At 45.1% G+C, this 18,996-nt stretch carries 15 protein-coding genes; 6 read left to right on the top strand and 9 right to left on the bottom strand.

The genetic code is table 11. The annotated features are described in order from the left end of the window. Positions 1-155: 155 nt before the first annotated feature. The 8 genes from ABS362_RS14630 to ABS362_RS14595 all read right to left on the bottom strand — a co-directional run bounded on the left by ABS362_RS14630 (position 156) and on the right by ABS362_RS14595 (position 9,736). Positions 156-800 (bottom strand): chemotaxis protein CheC, encoded by a 645-nt coding sequence (locus ABS362_RS14630; RefSeq protein WP_350413240.1) that lies wholly within the window; start codon positions 798-800, stop codon positions 156-158. A 7-nt stretch (positions 801-807) separates the two neighbouring features. Beyond that, positions 808-2,469 (bottom strand): chemotaxis protein CheA, encoded by a 1,662-nt coding sequence (locus ABS362_RS14625; protein ID WP_350413239.1) that lies wholly within the window; start codon positions 2,467-2,469, stop codon positions 808-810. After that, positions 2,466-3,578, bottom strand: coding sequence for a chemotaxis protein CheB (locus ABS362_RS14620; RefSeq protein ID WP_350413238.1), 1,113 nt, complete (start codon positions 3,576-3,578; stop codon positions 2,466-2,468). Before ABS362_RS14620 ends, ABS362_RS14625 begins: the two co-directional genes overlap by 4 nt. 35 nt (positions 3,579-3,613) lie before the next feature. Beyond that, the gene (locus ABS362_RS14615; protein ID WP_350413237.1) at positions 3,614-3,979 is read right to left on the bottom strand and encodes a response regulator; all 366 of its coding nucleotides are present in this window, start codon (positions 3,977-3,979) and stop codon (positions 3,614-3,616) included. Positions 3,980-4,007: 28 nt separating this feature from the next. Next, entirely contained in the window at positions 4,008-4,574 is a 567-nt protein-coding gene (locus ABS362_RS14610) for a chemotaxis protein CheW (RefSeq protein ID WP_350413236.1), read from the bottom strand. A gap of 6 nt (positions 4,575-4,580) precedes the next feature. Beyond that, on the bottom strand, positions 4,581-8,243 hold the full coding sequence (locus ABS362_RS14605) for a HAMP domain-containing protein (RefSeq protein ID WP_350413235.1): 3,663 nt from the start codon (positions 8,241-8,243) through the stop codon (positions 4,581-4,583). Between the two features lie 164 nt (positions 8,244-8,407). Beyond that, positions 8,408-9,154 (bottom strand): ParA family protein, encoded by a 747-nt coding sequence (locus tag ABS362_RS14600; RefSeq protein WP_350413234.1) that lies wholly within the window; start codon positions 9,152-9,154, stop codon positions 8,408-8,410. 87 nt (positions 9,155-9,241) lie between these two features. Beyond that, on the bottom strand, positions 9,242-9,736 hold the full coding sequence (locus tag ABS362_RS14595) for a SixA phosphatase family protein (protein ID WP_350413233.1): 495 nt from the start codon (positions 9,734-9,736) through the stop codon (positions 9,242-9,244). 168 nt (positions 9,737-9,904) lie between these two features. On the opposite strand from ABS362_RS14595, the gene topA reads away from it, so the two are divergent. Next, the gene (topA, locus tag ABS362_RS14590; RefSeq protein ID WP_350413232.1) at positions 9,905-12,349 is read left to right on the top strand and encodes a type I DNA topoisomerase; all 2,445 of its coding nucleotides are present in this window, start codon (positions 9,905-9,907) and stop codon (positions 12,347-12,349) included. A gap of 628 nt (positions 12,350-12,977) precedes the next feature. On the opposite strand, the gene ABS362_RS14585 is transcribed toward topA, so the two are convergent. Further along, complete coding sequence (locus ABS362_RS14585; protein WP_350413231.1) at positions 12,978-14,069, bottom strand: glycosyltransferase family 61 protein; 1,092 nt, start codon at positions 14,067-14,069, stop codon at positions 12,978-12,980. 186 nt (positions 14,070-14,255) lie between these two features. Between ABS362_RS14585 and pseB the strand changes: the two genes are divergently transcribed. The 5 genes from pseB to ABS362_RS14560 all read left to right on the top strand — a co-directional run bounded on the left by pseB (position 14,256) and on the right by ABS362_RS14560 (position 18,992). Further along, positions 14,256-15,275, top strand: coding sequence for a UDP-N-acetylglucosamine 4,6-dehydratase (inverting) (gene pseB / locus ABS362_RS14580; protein ID WP_350413230.1), 1,020 nt, complete (start codon positions 14,256-14,258; stop codon positions 15,273-15,275). Positions 15,276-15,344: 69 nt separating this feature from the next. Beyond that, positions 15,345-16,520: a UDP-4-amino-4,6-dideoxy-N-acetyl-beta-L-altrosamine transaminase gene (gene pseC, locus ABS362_RS14575; RefSeq protein WP_350413229.1), complete on the top strand. Its 1,176-nt coding sequence runs from the start codon at positions 15,345-15,347 to the stop codon at positions 16,518-16,520. Continuing rightward, positions 16,520-17,410 carry an aldo/keto reductase gene (locus ABS362_RS14570; RefSeq protein ID WP_350413228.1) on the top strand — a complete coding sequence of 297 codons (891 nt, stop codon included), beginning with the start codon at positions 16,520-16,522 and terminating at the stop codon, positions 17,408-17,410. The genes pseC and ABS362_RS14570 overlap by 1 nt, the downstream gene beginning before the upstream one ends. After that, positions 17,407-18,192 (top strand): SDR family NAD(P)-dependent oxidoreductase, encoded by a 786-nt coding sequence (locus tag ABS362_RS14565; RefSeq protein WP_350413227.1) that lies wholly within the window; start codon positions 17,407-17,409, stop codon positions 18,190-18,192. Before ABS362_RS14570 ends, ABS362_RS14565 begins: the two co-directional genes overlap by 4 nt. Then, a complete protein-coding gene (locus tag ABS362_RS14560; RefSeq protein ID WP_350413226.1) occupies positions 18,186-18,992 on the top strand; it encodes a cytidylyltransferase domain-containing protein in 807 nt (268 codons plus the stop codon). The genes ABS362_RS14565 and ABS362_RS14560 overlap by 7 nt, the downstream gene beginning before the upstream one ends. Positions 18,993-18,996 lie beyond the last annotated feature (4 nt).

Genomic DNA, 18,996 nt, shown 5'->3' with positions numbered 1-18,996 from the left:
ATAGTTAAAGCTGAATTGAAATGAATGAAGCCAAACTATAAGCACACCCAGTCTATTATAGTCTTTCAACTATAGCGTGTGTTGAATGTACAGTTTAATCTGGAGTAAGCGTTAAAGCGTTTTTGTATTCGTTAAATCAGGTCGAAAAAGTTAAGTTATAGTTGCGTTTTACTGTCCATGTCGAATGCGCGAATAATCTCCAGTATTTTCAGGAAGGTACTTGTATCGAAGAACAGCAACAAGGGCAACTCAACACTTTTAAAGTTATGGGTAAACTTGGTGATCACAGTGAAGACCAGCGGCTGAAACAAAGGATGTTGTACCAGTATGTCTTTTAACGAATCGGCGATATGGCTCTTCGGTGCTTTTGGTGGAGAACCGTAAATGTTTGATTTCAGGATATTGGCCAGTTGGGTTACCAGCGCACCTGTTATGATATTGCTGATCTCGAGTAGCAGCGATTCCTGCATGGCGCTAACTTCGCCTTTCTGCACATCCAGCATGTTCAGGCAAACCTCCGACAGCCGGTTTATATGGTCATCAGAGAATAGCATTAGCGTAGAGCCATTAAAATCACCTTTAATATCAGACTGTATGATAAAGTGAGTGGTTTCGTACCTGGACACCAGGTTAAGCAACTCTTTTACCTCTATCAGCTGTATATCCGGCACTTTAAGCAGCACTTTGTCTTTAGCAATGGCAGCAAAAGAGTCAGCTGCACGCGCCAGCCCGATATTAAGGATTTCCTTAATTATATCTCGCTCTAGTTCTGTTACGTGAGGTTCAGTTATGTTCGTCATGCTACTACTATATAGTTTGTTCGCCTGCCAGCACTTGTCTTCTGCTGATGAAATAGCGTGTTACCGCTGGTACATCCAAAACCAGGCAAACTTTTCCAGAACCGAGTAATGTTACACCTCCATACAGGTCTACAGCATCGAGTGGCTTGCTCAGAGGCTTTACCACGATGTCTTGCTGTCTGTATAGTTTGTCTACAATTAAACCCAGTTTTCTGTTGTTGTAAGATACGATTATAATATTCTGTATCAGGCCTTTCAACCTGGACTTATCACCAAGGTTAATATCCTGTTCTTTTACATTCAGGAGCTCATGCAAGTAAACAACTGTTATAGTTTCACCAAAAATATTGGCTACCATAACACCTCCTACTTGATGCAGATCATCTGTGTCGAGAGCCACTACCTGCTCGGTATGTATCAGCGGAATAGCGTAAAATATCTCATCCACTTCAAACAGCAGTGCACCTTTTACAGCAATAGATGTCGGTAACTGAAGAATGAAAGTGGTACCTTTCCCCTTCTCAGATTCGATCCGGATCCTGCCGCCAATTGAGTCCACTGCATTTTTAACTACGTCCAGTCCAACTCCCCTTCCCGAAAATTCCGTTACCTCTTTGGCCAGCGAAAAACCCGGTTCAAAAAGGTAAGACAAAGCTTCTGTATCAGAAAGGTGTTCTACTGCACCAGCTGGTAACATTTGTCGCTCAACTATAGCTTTGCGTACCTGGTTCAGGTCAATTCCTTTTCCATCGTCAGTCAGTTGTATCAGCACATTCTCTCGGTCGTTACGGGCAACCAAAGACAAACTGCCATTCTGGGGCTTATTCTTTTTAAGGCGGTTCTCCGGTTTCTCGATACCATGCGTAATAGCATTGCGTACCAGGTGCAGTAACGAGTCTGTGATGATCTGAAGTATATTTCTGTCGATCTGAATATCGTGACCTGACATGGTAAGATCCACAGATTTTTTCTCAGCTGTCGCGATGTCGCGAACTATACGCGGAAATTTATTAAAGAGCGAACCGATACTTACCAGTCGCGCATCCATAATACTATACTGCAGGTCTTCGGTAATGCGGTTAAGGTGCGAACTTACACTTTTAAGCTCATCGTTACCCAGTTCCCGACTTATTGAAACAATACGATCACGGTCAATCACCAGTTCCCCTACCAGGTTAAGTAAATGATCCAGCTTTTTGATCTGGATATAAACCAGTTCGGATAGCGACAGATTCTTTGAAGTATTGTAACGCTGAACTTTAGCCAGTTCAATCGTGCTGTCCGATAAATTATCAACTATAATATCAAGGTTTCGGAGCAATACAGGGTCAGGTTCTCCATAACTTTCATTATCAATGTTATGGATAAGTTCGCCCAGTAAGTCTATTCCCTCAAACAGAACAGTTACAACTTCATCGCTAAAGCTAAGTTCTTTGTTTCGGATAAGGCTGAACGCCGTTTCAAGTTTATGCGACAGGTCTGAGATTTTCAGGTACCCGATGGCCTTGGCATTCGCCTTCAGGTTATGCAGAAAACGGAATATCTCCGCCAGGATCTGATCGTCCTGCGGTCGTTTTTCCAGATCGCTGATATGCCTGTTCAAGGCATCAAAATACTCCAGCGCTTCTGCAACAAATATTTCTTTATATTCCTGTTCTCTCGATTTCATAAAGTGTCGTCGGCTACGCCAACGGTGTTTAAACCGGCCACATAACTGTTAATGAAATGTGGTATTTCAGACAAAGGCAGCACATGGTGCGAAATACCGCTGTCAATTACTGACTTGGCCATCCCGAAAATAGCGGAAGAAGCTTCGTCTTGGGCAATTACTATACCGCCCCTTTTATGTATGGTTGTGGCGCCAATAGTTCCATCTTTTCCCATTCCGGTCAAAATAATACCAAGCACCTGTTTAATATTACTGTTCGCTACCGACTGCATGAGTAGATCTACAGAAGGCCGGTCGTACGAATGCGCCAGTTCTTCTGCAAAGCTGATTTTATAGTTGGTCGTATTCCCGATTATTGGTTGTATGACCATATTGCGCCCGCCTGGTGCAACTATAAGTTTATTTGGTTTCAGAAGTAGTCCTTGCCTGCCTTCGGTTACCGTAAGTTTGGTATGTCCCTGTAGTCGCTCTGCCAGCGATTTTGTAAAACCGGCCGGTAAATGCACGGCAACCAGTATAGTTGCCCGCAATTCATCAGACAGTTCTTTTACAATCTGCTCGATGGCCTGCGTACCACCCGTAGACGCCCCGATAACTATAACTGTTTCTACTATAGGCTTTGCAACGCGTGGTTTCGCATTTTCAGTTTCAACCTGCAGTGTCAGGTGCTCCAGCATTTGCTGAACATCCCAGTTTATAGTTTCTTTTACAGCCTTTACCTTACTTATCAACTCCGGAGCTATACTCCTGAAGTCCGGATACTTTTTATTTTCAGGTTTCAGAACAATGGCAAATACGCCTAGCGCTGTTGTTTCCTGTATAAGTTCCAATGTCAACTGCTCCCTTTGTATCATCAGAATAATGGGAGTTGGTGCTTCACTGAAAATGCGCTTGAACGTAAAGAGCCTGTTGTTCTTTGGCAGATCGTAGTTTACCAGAACAACATGCGGTTCCTGTTCTTTCAGGCACTTTAGTAGTTCATCCCCATCAGCAGCAAGCCCTGCCACACAAATTTCCTTCTGGTCACTCAGTATCGATTCCAACACCAGCCGCGTATGGCTCGACTGATCTGCAATCAAAACTTTGATGCCATTTGCCGACTTCAGCATAAAAAATTGGTACTAAATCAGAATAAAGTAATGGTCTATTCTTCCTTCAATGCCTGGCTAACTACTTCCAGTACTTTTTCTTCCGAGAATGGCTTCACAATATAGGAAAGCGCACCATATTCCAGCGCCTCATTGACAATCACTTCCTGCCCTACCGCACTCACAATGATCACTTTCATATCAGGCTGATCCGCTTTTATACCTTTCAATACATCCAAACCAGTATTATCCGGCAGTATAACATCCAGTGTAATCAGGTCCGGCTTAGTTTCCTTGGCCAGTTCCAGCGCAGTTTGTCCGTTAGGTGCTTCGCCCACTATTTCGTAGCCGGCGTCGGTCAGCATGTTCTTTAACATGGTGCGCATGTAGAAAGAATCATCTACTATCAGTATTCTTTTCATAATTTGTGAAGTTGCTTCTTAGTCGTTCTTAGTTTGATAACTGCTTTATTTCGTCACCGGAAAGTATCTTGTACATATCCAGCACAATAATCAGGCGGTTATCTACTTTTGCTATACCCTCAATATAGTTTTCCTGTACAGCGATGTCCTGTAAAAAGGACGGTGTTTTATCCATTTTGGAAACAGAAAGATTAAGCGATTGCGGTACTTCTTTCACTACTACACCAATGCTGTACTCTCTAGCCTCAATTACTAAAGTATAAGATGCATTGCCGGCAGAAACAGAAGTATCCGGGCGAATCCCGAAACGCTCTTCAAGGTCCATTATAGCTATAATATCTCCACGTATGTTGGCAACACCTTTAACAAAATCAGGTGTGCGTGGCATGCGGGTTATAGCAGGCGTAACGGTAACCTCTTTTACCTGCTCAATTTTAATACCATAGAACTCGGCTCCAAGTTTAAAAACGATCAGGTGCAGCAGCGGTTCGTTTGCTTTTACTTTTGCTGACTCCTCTTTACCATTTCCTGAAACAACTGTTCCCTCTTCTGGCGTTACAGATGTTTCAGAGGTTTTACCTTTTTTAGTCGGCATACTTAATTAGTTGTTGCTCATTCTGTTACTTCTACCTGTTGCCTGTGTTCTGGCTGGTGTACGCTTCATGGTTCCGTTTCCTACAGGTATAGATGCTAAACGAGATGGCTTGCTATGGTTAAAGATGATGTTACCATCAATAAGTTTGAAGGCAGAGATACTGATCTGCAGGTCGGCCGCAATGTCGTTCAGGTTCTGAGAAGATGAAGTCAGTTCTTGCATCGAAGTAGAAAGCTGCTTGGCAGTGCTCGCTACCTGCTGCGTGCCAGATGCTGTCTGTTCCGCAATAGCAACCACTTCCTCCACATATTTCACAACGTCCCCGATGGATGATTTCTGAACTTCAGTTGCTGTTAAGATATCCTGTGCCGTTCTCAGCGTTTCACCACTTGATGCTGCAATGTTCTTAAAGGCACTGGATGCTTCGAATGTTGCATTCTTTCCTTTTAATACGCGGCCTTCCATGGTCGAGATCGCAGTTGCTGCTGAAGCTGTATCTTTCTTAACGTCCTCAACAAGCGTGGCAATCTCACTTGCAGACTTACGAGAACCTTCCGCCAGCTTTCTGATCTCTTCAGCTACTACCGCAAAACCACGTCCTGCTTCACCTGCTCTGGCCGCCTCAATAGCAGCGTTTAGGGCAAGTAGGTTAGTTTGTGCGGCGATGTCCGTGATCACACCAAGTGACTTCGATATTTCCTGAGAGCGTGTGCTCAATACTTCAATTGTTTTAGCTGTAAGTGCCGCAGAGCTGGAGATCTCTTCCATGTTCTTTACCACTTCCGCTACAGTTTTCAGACCTATCTGAGAGCTTTCCTCACCTAATAATGCCGTTTTGTTCACAACTTCAGCACGGTTGGCAGTCTCTTTTGTACCTTTCATGATCTCTTCGATCAGTTTAAAGGCCTGGTCTGTTTTTAATGCCTGGTTCTGAGCACCTTCCGCCATCTGCTGCATTGCCAAAGCCACATCCAGTGTCACTTTGTTCATATCCAGCCCTTTGATGGCCATTTCTTCGGAAGAAGTTCCTACTACAAGCGATGAATCGTTTATCTCACCAAGTAGTGCATTCAGGTTATCTACCGCAAGATTCAGTGCATTTGCCATATCCAGGATATCACCCGCAGTCTGAATTTCAGCTTTCTGGGTAAGATCACCTTCAGAGATGGCACGTACTACTCGAGACACTTCCAGCACCGGCGTAACTATAGATTCTAACAGATCATTAAGTGTATCAACCAGTTCTTTCCAGCTACCACCCACGCCTTTCAGTGTAGCGCGTTCTGTCAGTTTACCTTCCACACCCGCAACTCTTGCCACACGAGATACCTCACCAGCCAGTCTGTTCAGGTCAATCACCATGGTGTTGATCGTTTCGGCAAGTTCTGCTACTTCACCACGTGCTTCCAGGCTTAGTTTCTGGGTAAGGTCGCCTTTCGATACCGCTGTTACTACTTTTACAATACCTCGCACCTGTGTTGTAAGGTTCGATGCCATCGTATTTACGTTATCAGTAAGCTCTTTCCAGGTACCACCAACGTTCGGCACTACTGCCTGACCGCCAAGTTTACCTTCCGTACCTACTTCAAGAGCCACACGAGTTACCTCACCGGCAAATATGTTCAGGGAGTCAACCATCTGGTTAATGTTCTCTTTCAGTAAGAGCATCTCTCCTTTTACATCAACTGTAATTTTCTGGGTAAGGTCACCTTTCGCAATGGCAGTAGAAATGTTCGCGATATCACGTACCTGCAGCGTAAGGTTGGCAGCCATCGAGTTTACATGGTCTGTAAGGTCTTTCCATACACCAGCCACATTCGGAACTATAGCCTGACCGCCCAGTTTACCTTCCGTACCTACTTCACGTGCCACACGGGTTACCTCGTCAGCAAAGATATTCAGGGAATCCACCATCTGGTTCATGTTCCCTTTCAGGTCGGCAAGCTCGCCTTTTACATTCACCGTAATTTTCTGGCTCAGGTCACCTTTCGCTACCGCAGTCGCTACATTTGCAATGTCACGCACCTGGCTGGTAAGGTTGCTGGCCATATAGTTTACGTTGTCGGTCAGGTCTTTCCATACACCACCAACGTTCGGTACATTTGCCTGGCCACCCAGTATACCCTCGGTGCCTACCTCACGTGCCACACGCGATACTTCCGCGCCGAACACATTCAGTCTGTCCACCATTTCATTCAATATATCCTTCAGGTCACCCAGCTCACCTTTCACATCCACAGATACTTTCTGAGTTAAGTCACCCTTCGCAACCGCGGTTGCTACGTTAGCGATATCTCGTACCTGAAGTGTTAAGTTAGAAGCCATCAGGTTTACATTTTCAGTAAGCTCCTTCCAGGTTCCTTCTACTTTTGGCACATTTGCCTGGCCACCTAATTTACCTTCTGTACCTACCTCGCGGGCAACACGGGTTACCTCACCAGCAAAGATATTCAGGGAGTCCACCATTTGGTTGATGTTCTCCTTCAGGTCAGCCATCTCACCGCGAACATTTACCGTGATTTTCTGCTTCAGGTCGCCTTTCGCAACAGCAGTTGATACGTTTGCGATGTCACGTACCTGAGAAGTCAGGTTCGATGCCATCGTGTTCACGTTATCAGTAAGTTCTTTCCAAACACCACCAACATTAGGCACTTTCGCTTGGCCGCCCAGTTTACCTTCCGTACCCACTTCACGTGCCACACGGGTTACCTCGTCAGCAAAGATGTTAAGTGAGTCCACCATCTGGTTTACGTTATCCTTCAGTTGGGCAATTTCACCACGAACATCCACCGATACTTTCTGAGTAAGGTCACCTTTCGCAACCGCTGTAGATACGTTGGCAATATCACGTACCTGAAGTGTCAGGTTGGCAGCCATGGTATTTACATTATCGGTCAGGTCTTTCCATACACCCGCTACGTTTGGTACCGATGCCTGGCCACCCAGTTTACCTTCCGTACCCACTTCAAGCGCCACACGGGTTACCTCACCGGCAAACAGGTTCAGGTTGTCGATGGTACGGTTAATCGTTTCGGCCATCACCTTAAAGTCACCCGATACCGGGATCTGGAATGTTTCATCCAGGTTACCGCGCGAGATGTTCTTAAGTACTTTACCTACCTCGAGTACCGGTACCGCAATCGAATCCACAAGACCGTTGATGTTGTTGATCATGTCCTTCCAGAAACCGGAAGCGTTCTCAGCAGAAGCACGGGCTTTCAGGTTACCCTCCACACCGGCTACTTTTGAGATACGTGACACCTCGCCACCCACACCACCGATCATTTCCACCATCGAGTTATAAGCTTCTGCTATCTCGGCAAAAATATCGTTGTTCTGTTTGGTAAGTCGCACCGAAATATCACCTTTTTTAAAGGCATCGAGTGCGTAAAGTACCTTGTTCAGCTGCTCGTTAATGTAATCAGGGTTTTGCAGCAGGCTTTCATCTGTAATGCGGGCATCCTTGCCGTTTGTTGATTTTGGGGGCATCGATGCTTTATTAAGGTCTGAAGGTTTATCTGCGGTTGCAGTGTTCAGTGTTGCTGTTGCATCGGGTGTGTCTGCAACGGCCGTTGAAGTAGCCTTTTTGCTACGCTCGGCTTTAGGTGCCGGTGTAGTTGCTGTACTGCCTTCTACGTCACTGATGAGCTTGTCCTTACTCAACTTCAAGTTTTTACCTAAGGCCATATGTGTTTTGTTGAATTGCTTTTTGAATTGTACTAAAAAGGCCGGATATGCCTTTAACACACTTCGCTCCTGTTACCGGATAAAAATGTATGACATGCAAATTAATCAAATTAATCGGATCGTTCAAATACTGTTGTAAAGGTTGCTTACCTGGATATAAATTCGTCAGCAAGCGCCATGTAGTCTTTTGCACCATTCGATGTTGCGTCGTAGTCTAAGATGCTTCTACCAAACGAAGGTGCTTCGGCAAGTTTAACATTAAGACGTATGTTCTGTTTAAAAATGTACTCTTTTATATTCTGCTGCAGGTAATCCAGCACTTCCTGGCTCAGCTTTCTGCGCATATCAAACATGACAACTACGATCCCTTTTATTTTAAGTTTCGGGTTAAACGCTTTTTTTACTTTTTCTACTGTATTTAATATCTGATCGAGGCCCTGAAGCGTCAGAACCTCCATTTGTAGCGGTATCAGTACTTCGGTTGCGGCAGTAAGTGCATTCAGTGTTAAAACCGATAAGGAAGGCGGACAATCTATCAAAATATAGTCGAAGCCTTTCAGGTCTTTGATCATTGTTTGCAGAAATTTCTCACGCTCGGGCTGAGACACAAGCGATATCTCTATATCAACCAGCTCGTTAGAACCTGGAGCAACCCAGAGGCCGTCTTTTTCTACCAGCACATCCTGTAAGGAAGTATTTCCTAAAAAGGCATCGGCCAGAGTTGCTTTTGGCTCTGTCACAGCTAAGGAATAAGAAAGATTGCCCTGCGGATCGAGGTCGAGCAGTAAAACGCGTTTACCCTGTTTGCTTAAAGCACTTCCTAAGTTTATAGTTGTAGTGGTTTTACCTGTGCCGCCCTTCTGGTTTATGACGGCTACCGTGGTTGTTGCCATTGCGTGTTTTTGTTGAAATAGATCAGCTATAGTTAACTGCAGCCCTAATCTAAGTATAAATTAAGTTTAAGCCAAAACTAAGGAAACTTACATGGCCTGCGAAAAACTATCGGCAGCAATTGTTCCGGAAGTTATATAAATGTCCTGCCAGTGTTCCAGGTCTATAGACACAACTATAACCTGACCCGGCTCCAGGTACCCTAAGTTACTGTTCACCAGGTTCCTCACCATTTGGGTGAGTGCCGGGTTGTGCGAAACGATCAGAACTTTCGTAACTGAATCAGGGAGATGGCTTAGCGATTGAAGTAACTGGGCCTCTCTGGGATTATAGATTTCGGGGTCGTAGGTAATTTTATCCTGATCGAAGTATAACCTGTTGGCTATGATCTGGGCTGTAGCGCTGGAGCGGCGTGCCGGACTTGCTACTATAGCATCTAATTTCAGGTACTTTTCCCGCACCCATTTGCCCGTTTCGTTTGCCTTCCGTATACCTTCAGGTGTGAGCTCCCGTTCAAAGTCGGGTTGTAGAGGATAAGGGTCGTAAGTTTCTGCGTGTCGGCAGATAAGTACATATCGCTGCATAAATTTTGCAAATGTGGTCGTATAGCTGCTTAAAGGAAATAACTGCTTCTGTAATAAAGGTAATTTAAGCACTATTAAACCTATGTTATATGCCAGAGGTTGTAAAAGTCAGAAAAAAAACATGAACTTTGGGCAAAATTGAGCTCCGACCGGTTGTAACTATAAAGGATGATAAAAAACTTAGTCATAGTAGAGTCGCCTGCCAAGGCCAAAACGATAGAAGGGTATTTAGGAAAGGATTTCATTGTAAAGTCGAGTTTCGGCCACGTACGTGATCTGCCTAAAGACAACAATGCTATCGACATCGAAAATGGATTTAAGCCCACTTATGTTATTAGTAGCGACAAAAAAGAAGTAGTTGCTCAACTCCGTAAACTGGCAAAAGAAGCAGATACCGTATGGCTGGCATCGGATGATGACCGCGAAGGAGAAGCTATTTCGTGGCACCTGACCGAAGCCCTTAATCTAAACGACTCTAAAGTTCGCCGCATTGTATTCAGGGAGATAACCAAAAACGCTATCCTGAACGCGATTAATTCGCCGCGCAACATAGACATGGACCTGGTAAACGCACAGCAGGCCCGCCGTATACTTGACCGCCTGGTTGGTTTCGAACTTTCTCCTGTTCTCTGGAAAAAGATCAAGACCGGTTTATCAGCTGGCAGAGTGCAGTCTGTGGCTGTGCGTCTGGTAGTAGAGCGCGAGCGCGAGATAGAGAAATTTAAATCAGAAGCATCTTTCAGAATCACGGCCTCTTTTGATGTACAGGGCAAAACTCTGGAAGCTGAACTGCCAACAAAGTATAAAACCGAAGAAGAAGCACAGGCCTTTTTAGAAAAATGCATTGGAGCAGCTTATACTATAGAGAACCTGGAGAAAAAGCCGCTGAAGCGCAGCCCCGCTCCTCCGTTCACGACCTCTACCTTACAACAGGAAGCCAGTCGTAAACTATATTTCTCAGTTGCGCAGACCATGACGGTAGCTCAACGCCTGTACGAAGCCGGTAAGATCTCCTACATGCGAACTGACTCCGTTAATTTATCGGAAGAAGCTATACAGGGTGCCTCTAACGCTATCCAGAATTCGTTTGGGGAGAAATTTGTAAAAACACGTCGTTTTAAAACTAAGTCAGCATCTGCTCAGGAAGCGCACGAAGCCATCCGTCCGACTGATTTTTCGCAGCTAACCGCCAGCAACGACCGCAATGAGCAGCGTCTGTACGAACTTATCTGGAAACGTGCCATCGCCTCGCAAATGGCTGATGCTGAAATAGAGAAAACAACGGCAACTATAGGGATCTCTACCCAACCAGAAAAACTTATTGCTACTGGTGAGGTCATCAAATTCGAAGGTTTTTTGACGGTTTATATTGAGTCGAAAGATGATGATGATGCTACGGATGAAGATGTAAAAGGCATGCTCCCTCCTATTTCTGTGGGACAAACTATAAGCCTGCGCCAGATGCTGGCTACACAGCGTTATAGCCGCCCGGCAGCCCGTTATACGGAAGCCAGCCTTGTAAAGAAACTGGAAGAAATGGGAATTGGACGCCCTTCTACTTACGCACCTACCATCTCAACTATACAGAAGCGCGGATATGTAGAGAAGGACAGCAGAGAAGGTAAAGAAAGACCTTATCGTGTGCTCACGCTCAGCAAAGACCAGGTTAGCAGTCAGACCAAAACAGAAATGACCGGCGCTGAGAAGGCGAAACTCTTCCCTACGGATATGGCCATGGTGGTAAATGACTTTTTGGTAGAGCATTTTCCGACTGTCATAGACTATTCATTTACAGCTAAAGTTGAAGCTGAATTTGATGAGATCGCGCAGGGAAATGAAGAGTGGAAATCGATGCTTGATAAGTTCTATGGTAAATTCCATGCACGTATTGAGTCGAGTGAAAACATTAATCGTGCAGATGTTTCGGGTGCCCGCGAGCTTGGAACAGACCCCGTTTCCGGGGAGAAATTAATTGCCAAACTTGGTCGTTTCGGGCCGTATGTACAGTTGGGCGAAGAAGATCCTGAAACTGGTAAAAAACCAACTTATGCCAGCCTGCGCAAAGGTCAGTTTCTAGAAAGTATTACGTTAGAAGATGCCTTGGAATTGTTTAAACTGCCACGCGTGGTTGGTATGTATGAAGATAAGGAAATGAAAGCTGCAATTGGTCGTTTTGGTCCGTATATCAGCCACAACAGCAAATTCGTGTCGTTGCCGAAGCACCTTGATCCAATGCTTGTAACACCAGAAGAAGCTATTGCTCTGATTGAGCAGAAACGTAAAGCTGAAGCCGAAAAGCTGATCAAATCGTTTGACGAGAATCCGGATGTACAGGTGCTGAACGGTCGTTATGGTCCTTATATAGTAGTTGGTAAGAAAAACGTAAAGATCCCGAAAGGCAAAGAACCTTCAGAACTAACTTTACAGGAATGTCTGGACCTGGCTGAAGCAACGCCTGAGAAAAAAGGAAAAGGCGGGTTTAAAAAGAAAGCTGAAACTACTACAACTGAAAAGAAATCAGCTACCAAAAAAGCTCCAGCTAAAAAAGCAGCGGCTAAGCCGAAGGCTGCAGCAAAACCCAAAACTGCAGCAAAGCCTAAAGCTAAGAAGTAAACTATAGTTTATTATTAGAAATTGAGAAGCGCAGCAAGTTTATACTTGTTGCGTTTTTTTTATACCAGCTGTCCTTTTAAACTACCTCTAATCCTGGGAGCTTTACTTACCTATAGTTTCATCTTCAACTTGGCTCCCTCACGGCCGGGAGGCCCCGTCTTCGGGCATCGCGCTGTGCGAATCTCTTTTGCTCCTGCGTCGCAATGCCTGCGGCACCAGATATTCACAAGGCGCTCAACCCAAAGACTGCGATCTTTCGCATCGCAACCGCCTATCTATAGTTTGAAATTGTAAGCTTCGAGATTTATCGTGGTTGTATTTCCATAGGCACAGGTCACGACCTGTCCGTGGATGGACTGCAACTATAGAACTATAAAGCCAAAGGAAACAATAGTAGAAAGTCCCCCTTTGAAGGGGGCGAAGGGGGATGTTAAACTGTATCAGATCTCTCACGCTGTTCGAGATGACAAAGTAAAAAGCAGAAAACTCCCCGCCTTAGTTAAGGAGGGTTGGGGATGGCTGGACCACGGAAACTATAAAACCAGACTCTTGCAGTAGCTGCGCACAATGCTAGGTCTATAATAATCCTGTAAATCCAAACTAATTCTGAAAATCCTGATTCAGAAAATTATAGCCTCCTCAACCATTCCTCCACTGCATGCTCATCAACACTATAGTTTTCCGACACATCTCCAGCCGATCCAACTATAGAACTATAGTTAAATCCTAAGCCTTTGCATAGCAGGAAATAATGCGTTTTAATGAGGTTAGCCGGGTGAAACTCCAGAACATTGCAATGCTCAGAGAATAAAAGGTTGGTCAAACCGGCACCGTGTGGGGCAATTACAGCTTCAGTGTTATAAAATAGCTGCACTTGCTGCTGGTAGGTCATCTCTTCTGCCCGGATCACTTCAAAGCCATAGTTGCTAAGCAAAGACAACAGCTGGGTTTCGTTAAGCACACGGCGGGTTTTGGCATTGGCCCTGCTGATGTAGATTCTTTTTTTCTGGCTGGTCTTCTCTACCTTATAGCCTTTCCATATCTTTTCGCGAAGCCATGCGCTTATAGGTTGCGGCAGGTAACCACTTTGGGCATTACTTACAAAAGACGGAAGAATGTATTGCTCTGTTTCCCACTTCTCATGTTTGCCGATATATACCACTTTTGCCTTCGGATATTCAGAAAGTATAAACAGCATAGTTTCATGCTGGTAGGCTGGCAGGTCGCGGCGCATAATGATGTTGATTGGCTGTTGTATAGTTTGCAGCACATGGTATATGCGCGGCAGACAATCGAAGAACCAGTGATAGTTGTTATTTTCGGCCCAGGGAAAATGCAACACTGACGTATAAAGGCCCTTTTTATAGTTTGAGAGCAGCAACGCAGGTGTTTTAAAAGCAGGGGATTTTGCAAGTCGGCTCACATCAAAAACCGACTCCACTACAACTTTCCCATCCTGAACTACAGCCCCTGAATTGCCTAAGATCACAGCTTTGTTCAGCGTAACTAAAAACTGCTCTTTCTGCCGGTAACCCAAACTATAATCCAAACTATAGTTAAAACTGGCCGCCGATTTTTCCAGGAAGTCCCTCTCCTCTTCATTAAAAAACAACACCTGTGTTTGCGCCAGTACCCGTTTAGAAGGATGATGCAGTACCGATGTGTAACGAAAATAATAACCGGCCGAATGAAGCAGTTTAAACAGTAGCTTTTTTATCATGAGGGCAAAACTATCCCCGAAAGTACGAATTATAGTTTATAGTAAAGAAACTGCTCTATCCCATAAATTGACAACATATAACAATTAATCTATTCAACAATTAATTCAATCAACAATTAAATATTTAACTTGCACCTTGTGTCGGGTAACCACAACGTGCCCGGTGTATTAAGCAAAAAATAAAGCATGGCATTAGACCTCAATAATAAATCTATACTGGTAACGGGTGGCACGGGCTCGTTTGGAAAAAAATTCGTGGAGATGGTATATGCCCGTTTTCCGGATGTGAAACGACTGGTGATTTACTCACGCGATGAGTTGAAGCAATTCGAAATGTCTCAGACCTTCCCGCACAGCAAGTACAAATCTATCCGCTACTTTATTGGTGATGTGCGTGATGGCGAGCGCTTTAAACGTGCCTGCGAAGGGATCGATATCATTATCCATGCGGCTGCCATGAAACAGGTTCCTGCCGCTGAGTACAACCCCATGGAGTGCATCAAAACCAATGTACTGGGTGCAGAGAATATCATTAATGCGGCCCTGGATTGCGGCGTAAAAGACGTGGTTGCTCTATCAACAGATAAAGCGGCTGCCCCTATTAACCTATATGGCGCTACCAAATTATGTTCTGATAAGCTGTTTGTGGCAGCTAATAACATGAAAGGCAAGCGCGATATCAAGTTCTCGGTAGTGCGTTACGGAAACGTAATTGGCTCCCGTGGCTCAGTAGTACCGTTTTTCCTGAAGAAGCGCGAAGAAGGTGTTTTACCGATCACGCACCAGGACATGACACGCTTTAATATTTCGCTGGAAGAAGGTGTAGAAATGGTGTTCCATGCGCTGGAAACACATTGGGGCGGTGAGATTTTTGTTCCGAAAATTCCATCATATGTGATCACAGAACTTGCAAAAGCCATTGGTCCGAATTGTAAACAGGAGATCGTAGGTATTCGTCCGGGAGAGAAACTGCATGAGGAAATGATAACCGAAACCGACTCGCTGAACACAGTAGAGTTAGATAAATACTACGTGATATTGCCATCTACGCCAACCTGGACAACTGAAGATTTCCTGAAAGCCTTTAATGGTAAAATGGTTGAAATTGGCTTTAAATACAACTCCGGCACCAACGACGAATGGCTGTCAGCAGAGCAACTCCGCGACCAGATACGCCAGCACGTAGATCCGGAGTTTAGTGTGTAATTATGAATGACTAATTCTCATTTTATTACATCACTTATTACTCATTAATCATTCTTAATTACTCATTATATGGAGCCAATTCCTTACGGCAGGCAGCACATTACACAGGACGATATTGATGCGGTAGTGGCTACGTTGCAATCGGATTTCCTGACGCAGGGACCTAAGGTGGCGGAGTTTGAGCAGTCTTTTGCCAACTATGTGGGTGCAAAGTATGCGGTGGCGGTAAGCAACGGAACGGCGGCACTGCATTTGTGCGCGATGGCGTTAGGTGTAAATGAAAAATCTCGGGTAATTACAACCCCTATCACGTTTGTGGCATCGGCTAATTGCGTGCGCTATTGCGGCGGAACTATAGAGTTTGTTGATATCGACCCTACTACTGCCCTACTGGATATAAATAAAGTACGCGCGTTGCTCGAGAGCAAACCCAAAGGATACTATACCGGCATCATTCCTGTTGATTTTGCAGGAAATACCGTGAACCTGGAAGAATTCAGGAAACTGGCTGATGAGTATGGTTTATGGATAATCGAAGATGCCTGCCATGCACCGGGCGGTTATTTTATTGATAGTAACGGCGAAAAGCAGCTCTGCGGAAACAGCAACTATGCTGACTTGGCTATTTTCTCATTTCACCCGGTAAAACACATCGCGACCGGCGAAGGCGGCATGATCACCACTAACGACGAAGCCCTTTACCAGAAACTACTGCTTTACCGCACCCACGGCATCACCCGCGACCCGCAACTGCTTGAAGAAAACCACGGCCCATGGTACATGGAAATGCAGGAACTGGGCTACAACTATAGAATTCCGGACATGCTGTGCGCCTTAGGTATTTCGCAGTTACAACGTGCTGATGCCGGACTGGCAAGACGACGGGGAATTGCCAAAGTATATGACGAAGCATTTGCTTACGTAGACGGCATAGAAATATTACAGACTGCCACTGAGGCGCTGCAGGAAGACAGCGAAACCGGCCATGCCTACCACCTGTACGTGATAAAAGTAGCTGATCGAAAAGGCCTGTATGATTTTCTTAGAACGCACAATATTTTTGCACAGGTACATTATATCCCGGCCCACACTATGCCATATTATAGAGATCTTGGCTTTAAAAAAGGCGACTACCCCGAAGCCGAACTATACTATAGCCAGTGCCTGAGTTTGCCTATGTACCCGAGCCTGACGGCAGAGGAGCAAGAATTTGTGATTGAGAAGGTAAAGGAGTTTGTGAAATAGTGAACGCAGCCGGAGCGAAAAATATAGCGAAACTGGTGTTGGGCACAGCCCAGTTCGGGCTCAACTATGGCATCAGCAACCAGCGTGGCCAACTGCAGTTACCCGAAGTACAAACTATACTTTTAGAAGCTAAAAAAGCCGGCATCACAACCCTGGATACGGCGGCCGCTTATGGTAACAGCGAACAAACTATAAAACAAGCTATTTCTGCCTCCGGCGCACATTTCAAAATCATATCCAAGTATCCGCCTAATAAACCTGAGCTAACTATAAAACAGGCTTTTGAGTCATCTCTGGAGCAATTGGGTGTAGATAATTTGTATGGTTACCTGTTGCATAGTTATAGTTCGTATAGCAGTGATCCGGCAATTATAGAGCAACTACTGGCGCTTAAAACGAAAGGTAAAGTACAGAAGATCGGTATCTCGCTTTATCACCCTGCCGAGGCCGAAAAACTGCTTAACCAGAATGCCCCGATCGATATAGTACAGTTGCCCTATAGTATCTTTGATAGGCGGTTTGAGCAGATCCTGCCTGAACTACAAAAACGCGGCATCGAAACGCATGTGCGCTCGGTATACCTGCAGGGACTGTACTTTATGCAACCGGATCAATTACCAGAACATCTTGCACCCGTAGCTGATAAAATTACGACATTGCAGCAGCTGGCAGCAAACTATAACCTGCCTGTTGGTGCTGTTTCCTTGGGTTTTGCTCTTGCTAATAGTAATATTAACAACATAGTTATCGGCATAGAAAGCCTGCAAACCTTACAGGAAAACATCAGTTATTGTGATCTGGAATTTCCGAAAGAACTTTTGTCAGAATTACAGCAACTTAGAGAAGATAACGAAGACATCATACTACCTTATAAGTGGCCAACTCCATGAATCAAACTATAAACCAACTGTTTTCTCTGGAAGGTAAAGTAGCGCTTGTTACGGGCGGTTACGGTCATCTGGGTACGGCTATAACAAAAGGCCTTGCCGAAGCTGGCGCTATAGTTTATGTGCTGGGCCGAAGCCAGGATAAATTCAACGATGCATTCCCGGGGATTCCGGAAACTATAAAATTCCAGTACTGCGACATAGCTGACACGCAAACTATTAAAGATGCCTTTGAAACTATAAAACAAGAGGCAGGAACGGTAGATGTGCTAGTAAACAACGCTTTTTACTCCAAAGGCCAGAACCCGGAAGCGCTGACAGATGAAGAATGGGCGTATGGCATTGACGGCAACCTGAACAGCGTGTACCGCTGCATCCGGGAAGCAGTGCCATTCCTGAAAGAGCGTGGCGGACGCATCATAAATGTGGCTTCTATGTACGGTTTGGTTTCTCCGGACTTTAGTATTTACGACGACAACCCATCTTTCCTGAATCCGCCGCACTATGGTGCTGCCAAAGCCGGCGTACTGCAGCTTACGCGCTACTTTGCTTGCTACCTGGGTAAATATAGCATTACTGTAAATGCCGTTACGCCTGGCCCTTTCCCAAGTGAAAATGTACAGCAGAGTGAGAAGTTTATAACGCAACTACAGCGTAAAAATCCATTGAACCGCATTGGCAACCCTGATGATCTGAAAGGCGCTTTTGTGTATTTGGCATCTGACGCTTCGGCGTTTATGACCGGACAAAATATGGTGATAGACGGAGGCTGGACCGCATGGTAAAAGTTGGCGCGATCATCCAGGCACGCCTTGGCTCCGAGCGGTTGCCTAACAAAGCCTTGTTGCCACTGCCCTTTAGCGGTGGCCCTGCCCTGCTGCAGCATGTGATAAACCGCGCCAAAGCAGCCACTAAAGTTGATGAAGTTATAGTTGCCACGACTGAAAATACTGCAGATAATGCCATTGAAAGTTTATGTAAAGAACAGGCTATAGTTTTCTTTAGGGGCGATGAGCAGGATGTGCTTGACAGGTTTGTAAAAGCAGCTGCCAACTATAATCTTGATATTATCGTGCGCCTGACAGGCGACAACCCGTTTATATCGCCCGAAACTATAGACGCAGCCATACAGCACCATATTTACAAAGATGCAGATTATACTATAACCGAGGGCCTCCCGCTGGGAACGAACATAGAAGTTATATCTTTTTCGGCATTAAAACTGGCTGCTGACAAAGCAAGCGAGCAGGCAGACCGTGAGCATGTAACACCGTATGTCCGAAGAGAAGCTGGTTTTAACAGGCTAACTATACCTTTTGATTTTCCGGTAAAAGATTTGCGCCTGACTGTAGATTATCCTTCGGATTACGCACTGGCATCGTTGCTGTTCGAAAAGATGTATCCTGCACAGCACCTTTTTGGTTTTGAAGAAATCGTGGAACTACTGCAGAAGAACTTGTGGCTAAAAGACGTGAATGCCGGAAACACACAACGAACCGCTTTTGCTGATGAAGCAGATGAAATACAACAGGCGAAACAATTGCTGCAAAAAGCAGGTTTTACACGGGCACTGACCAGATTATAAATAA

It is taken from the genome of Pontibacter populi, assembly GCF_040278685.1.
Classification (GTDB): Bacteria; Bacteroidota; Bacteroidia; order Cytophagales; family Hymenobacteraceae; genus Pontibacter; species Pontibacter populi.
The sequence above is the reverse complement of the archived record's forward strand: the minus strand, read 5'-3'. Positions and strand labels throughout refer to the sequence as shown.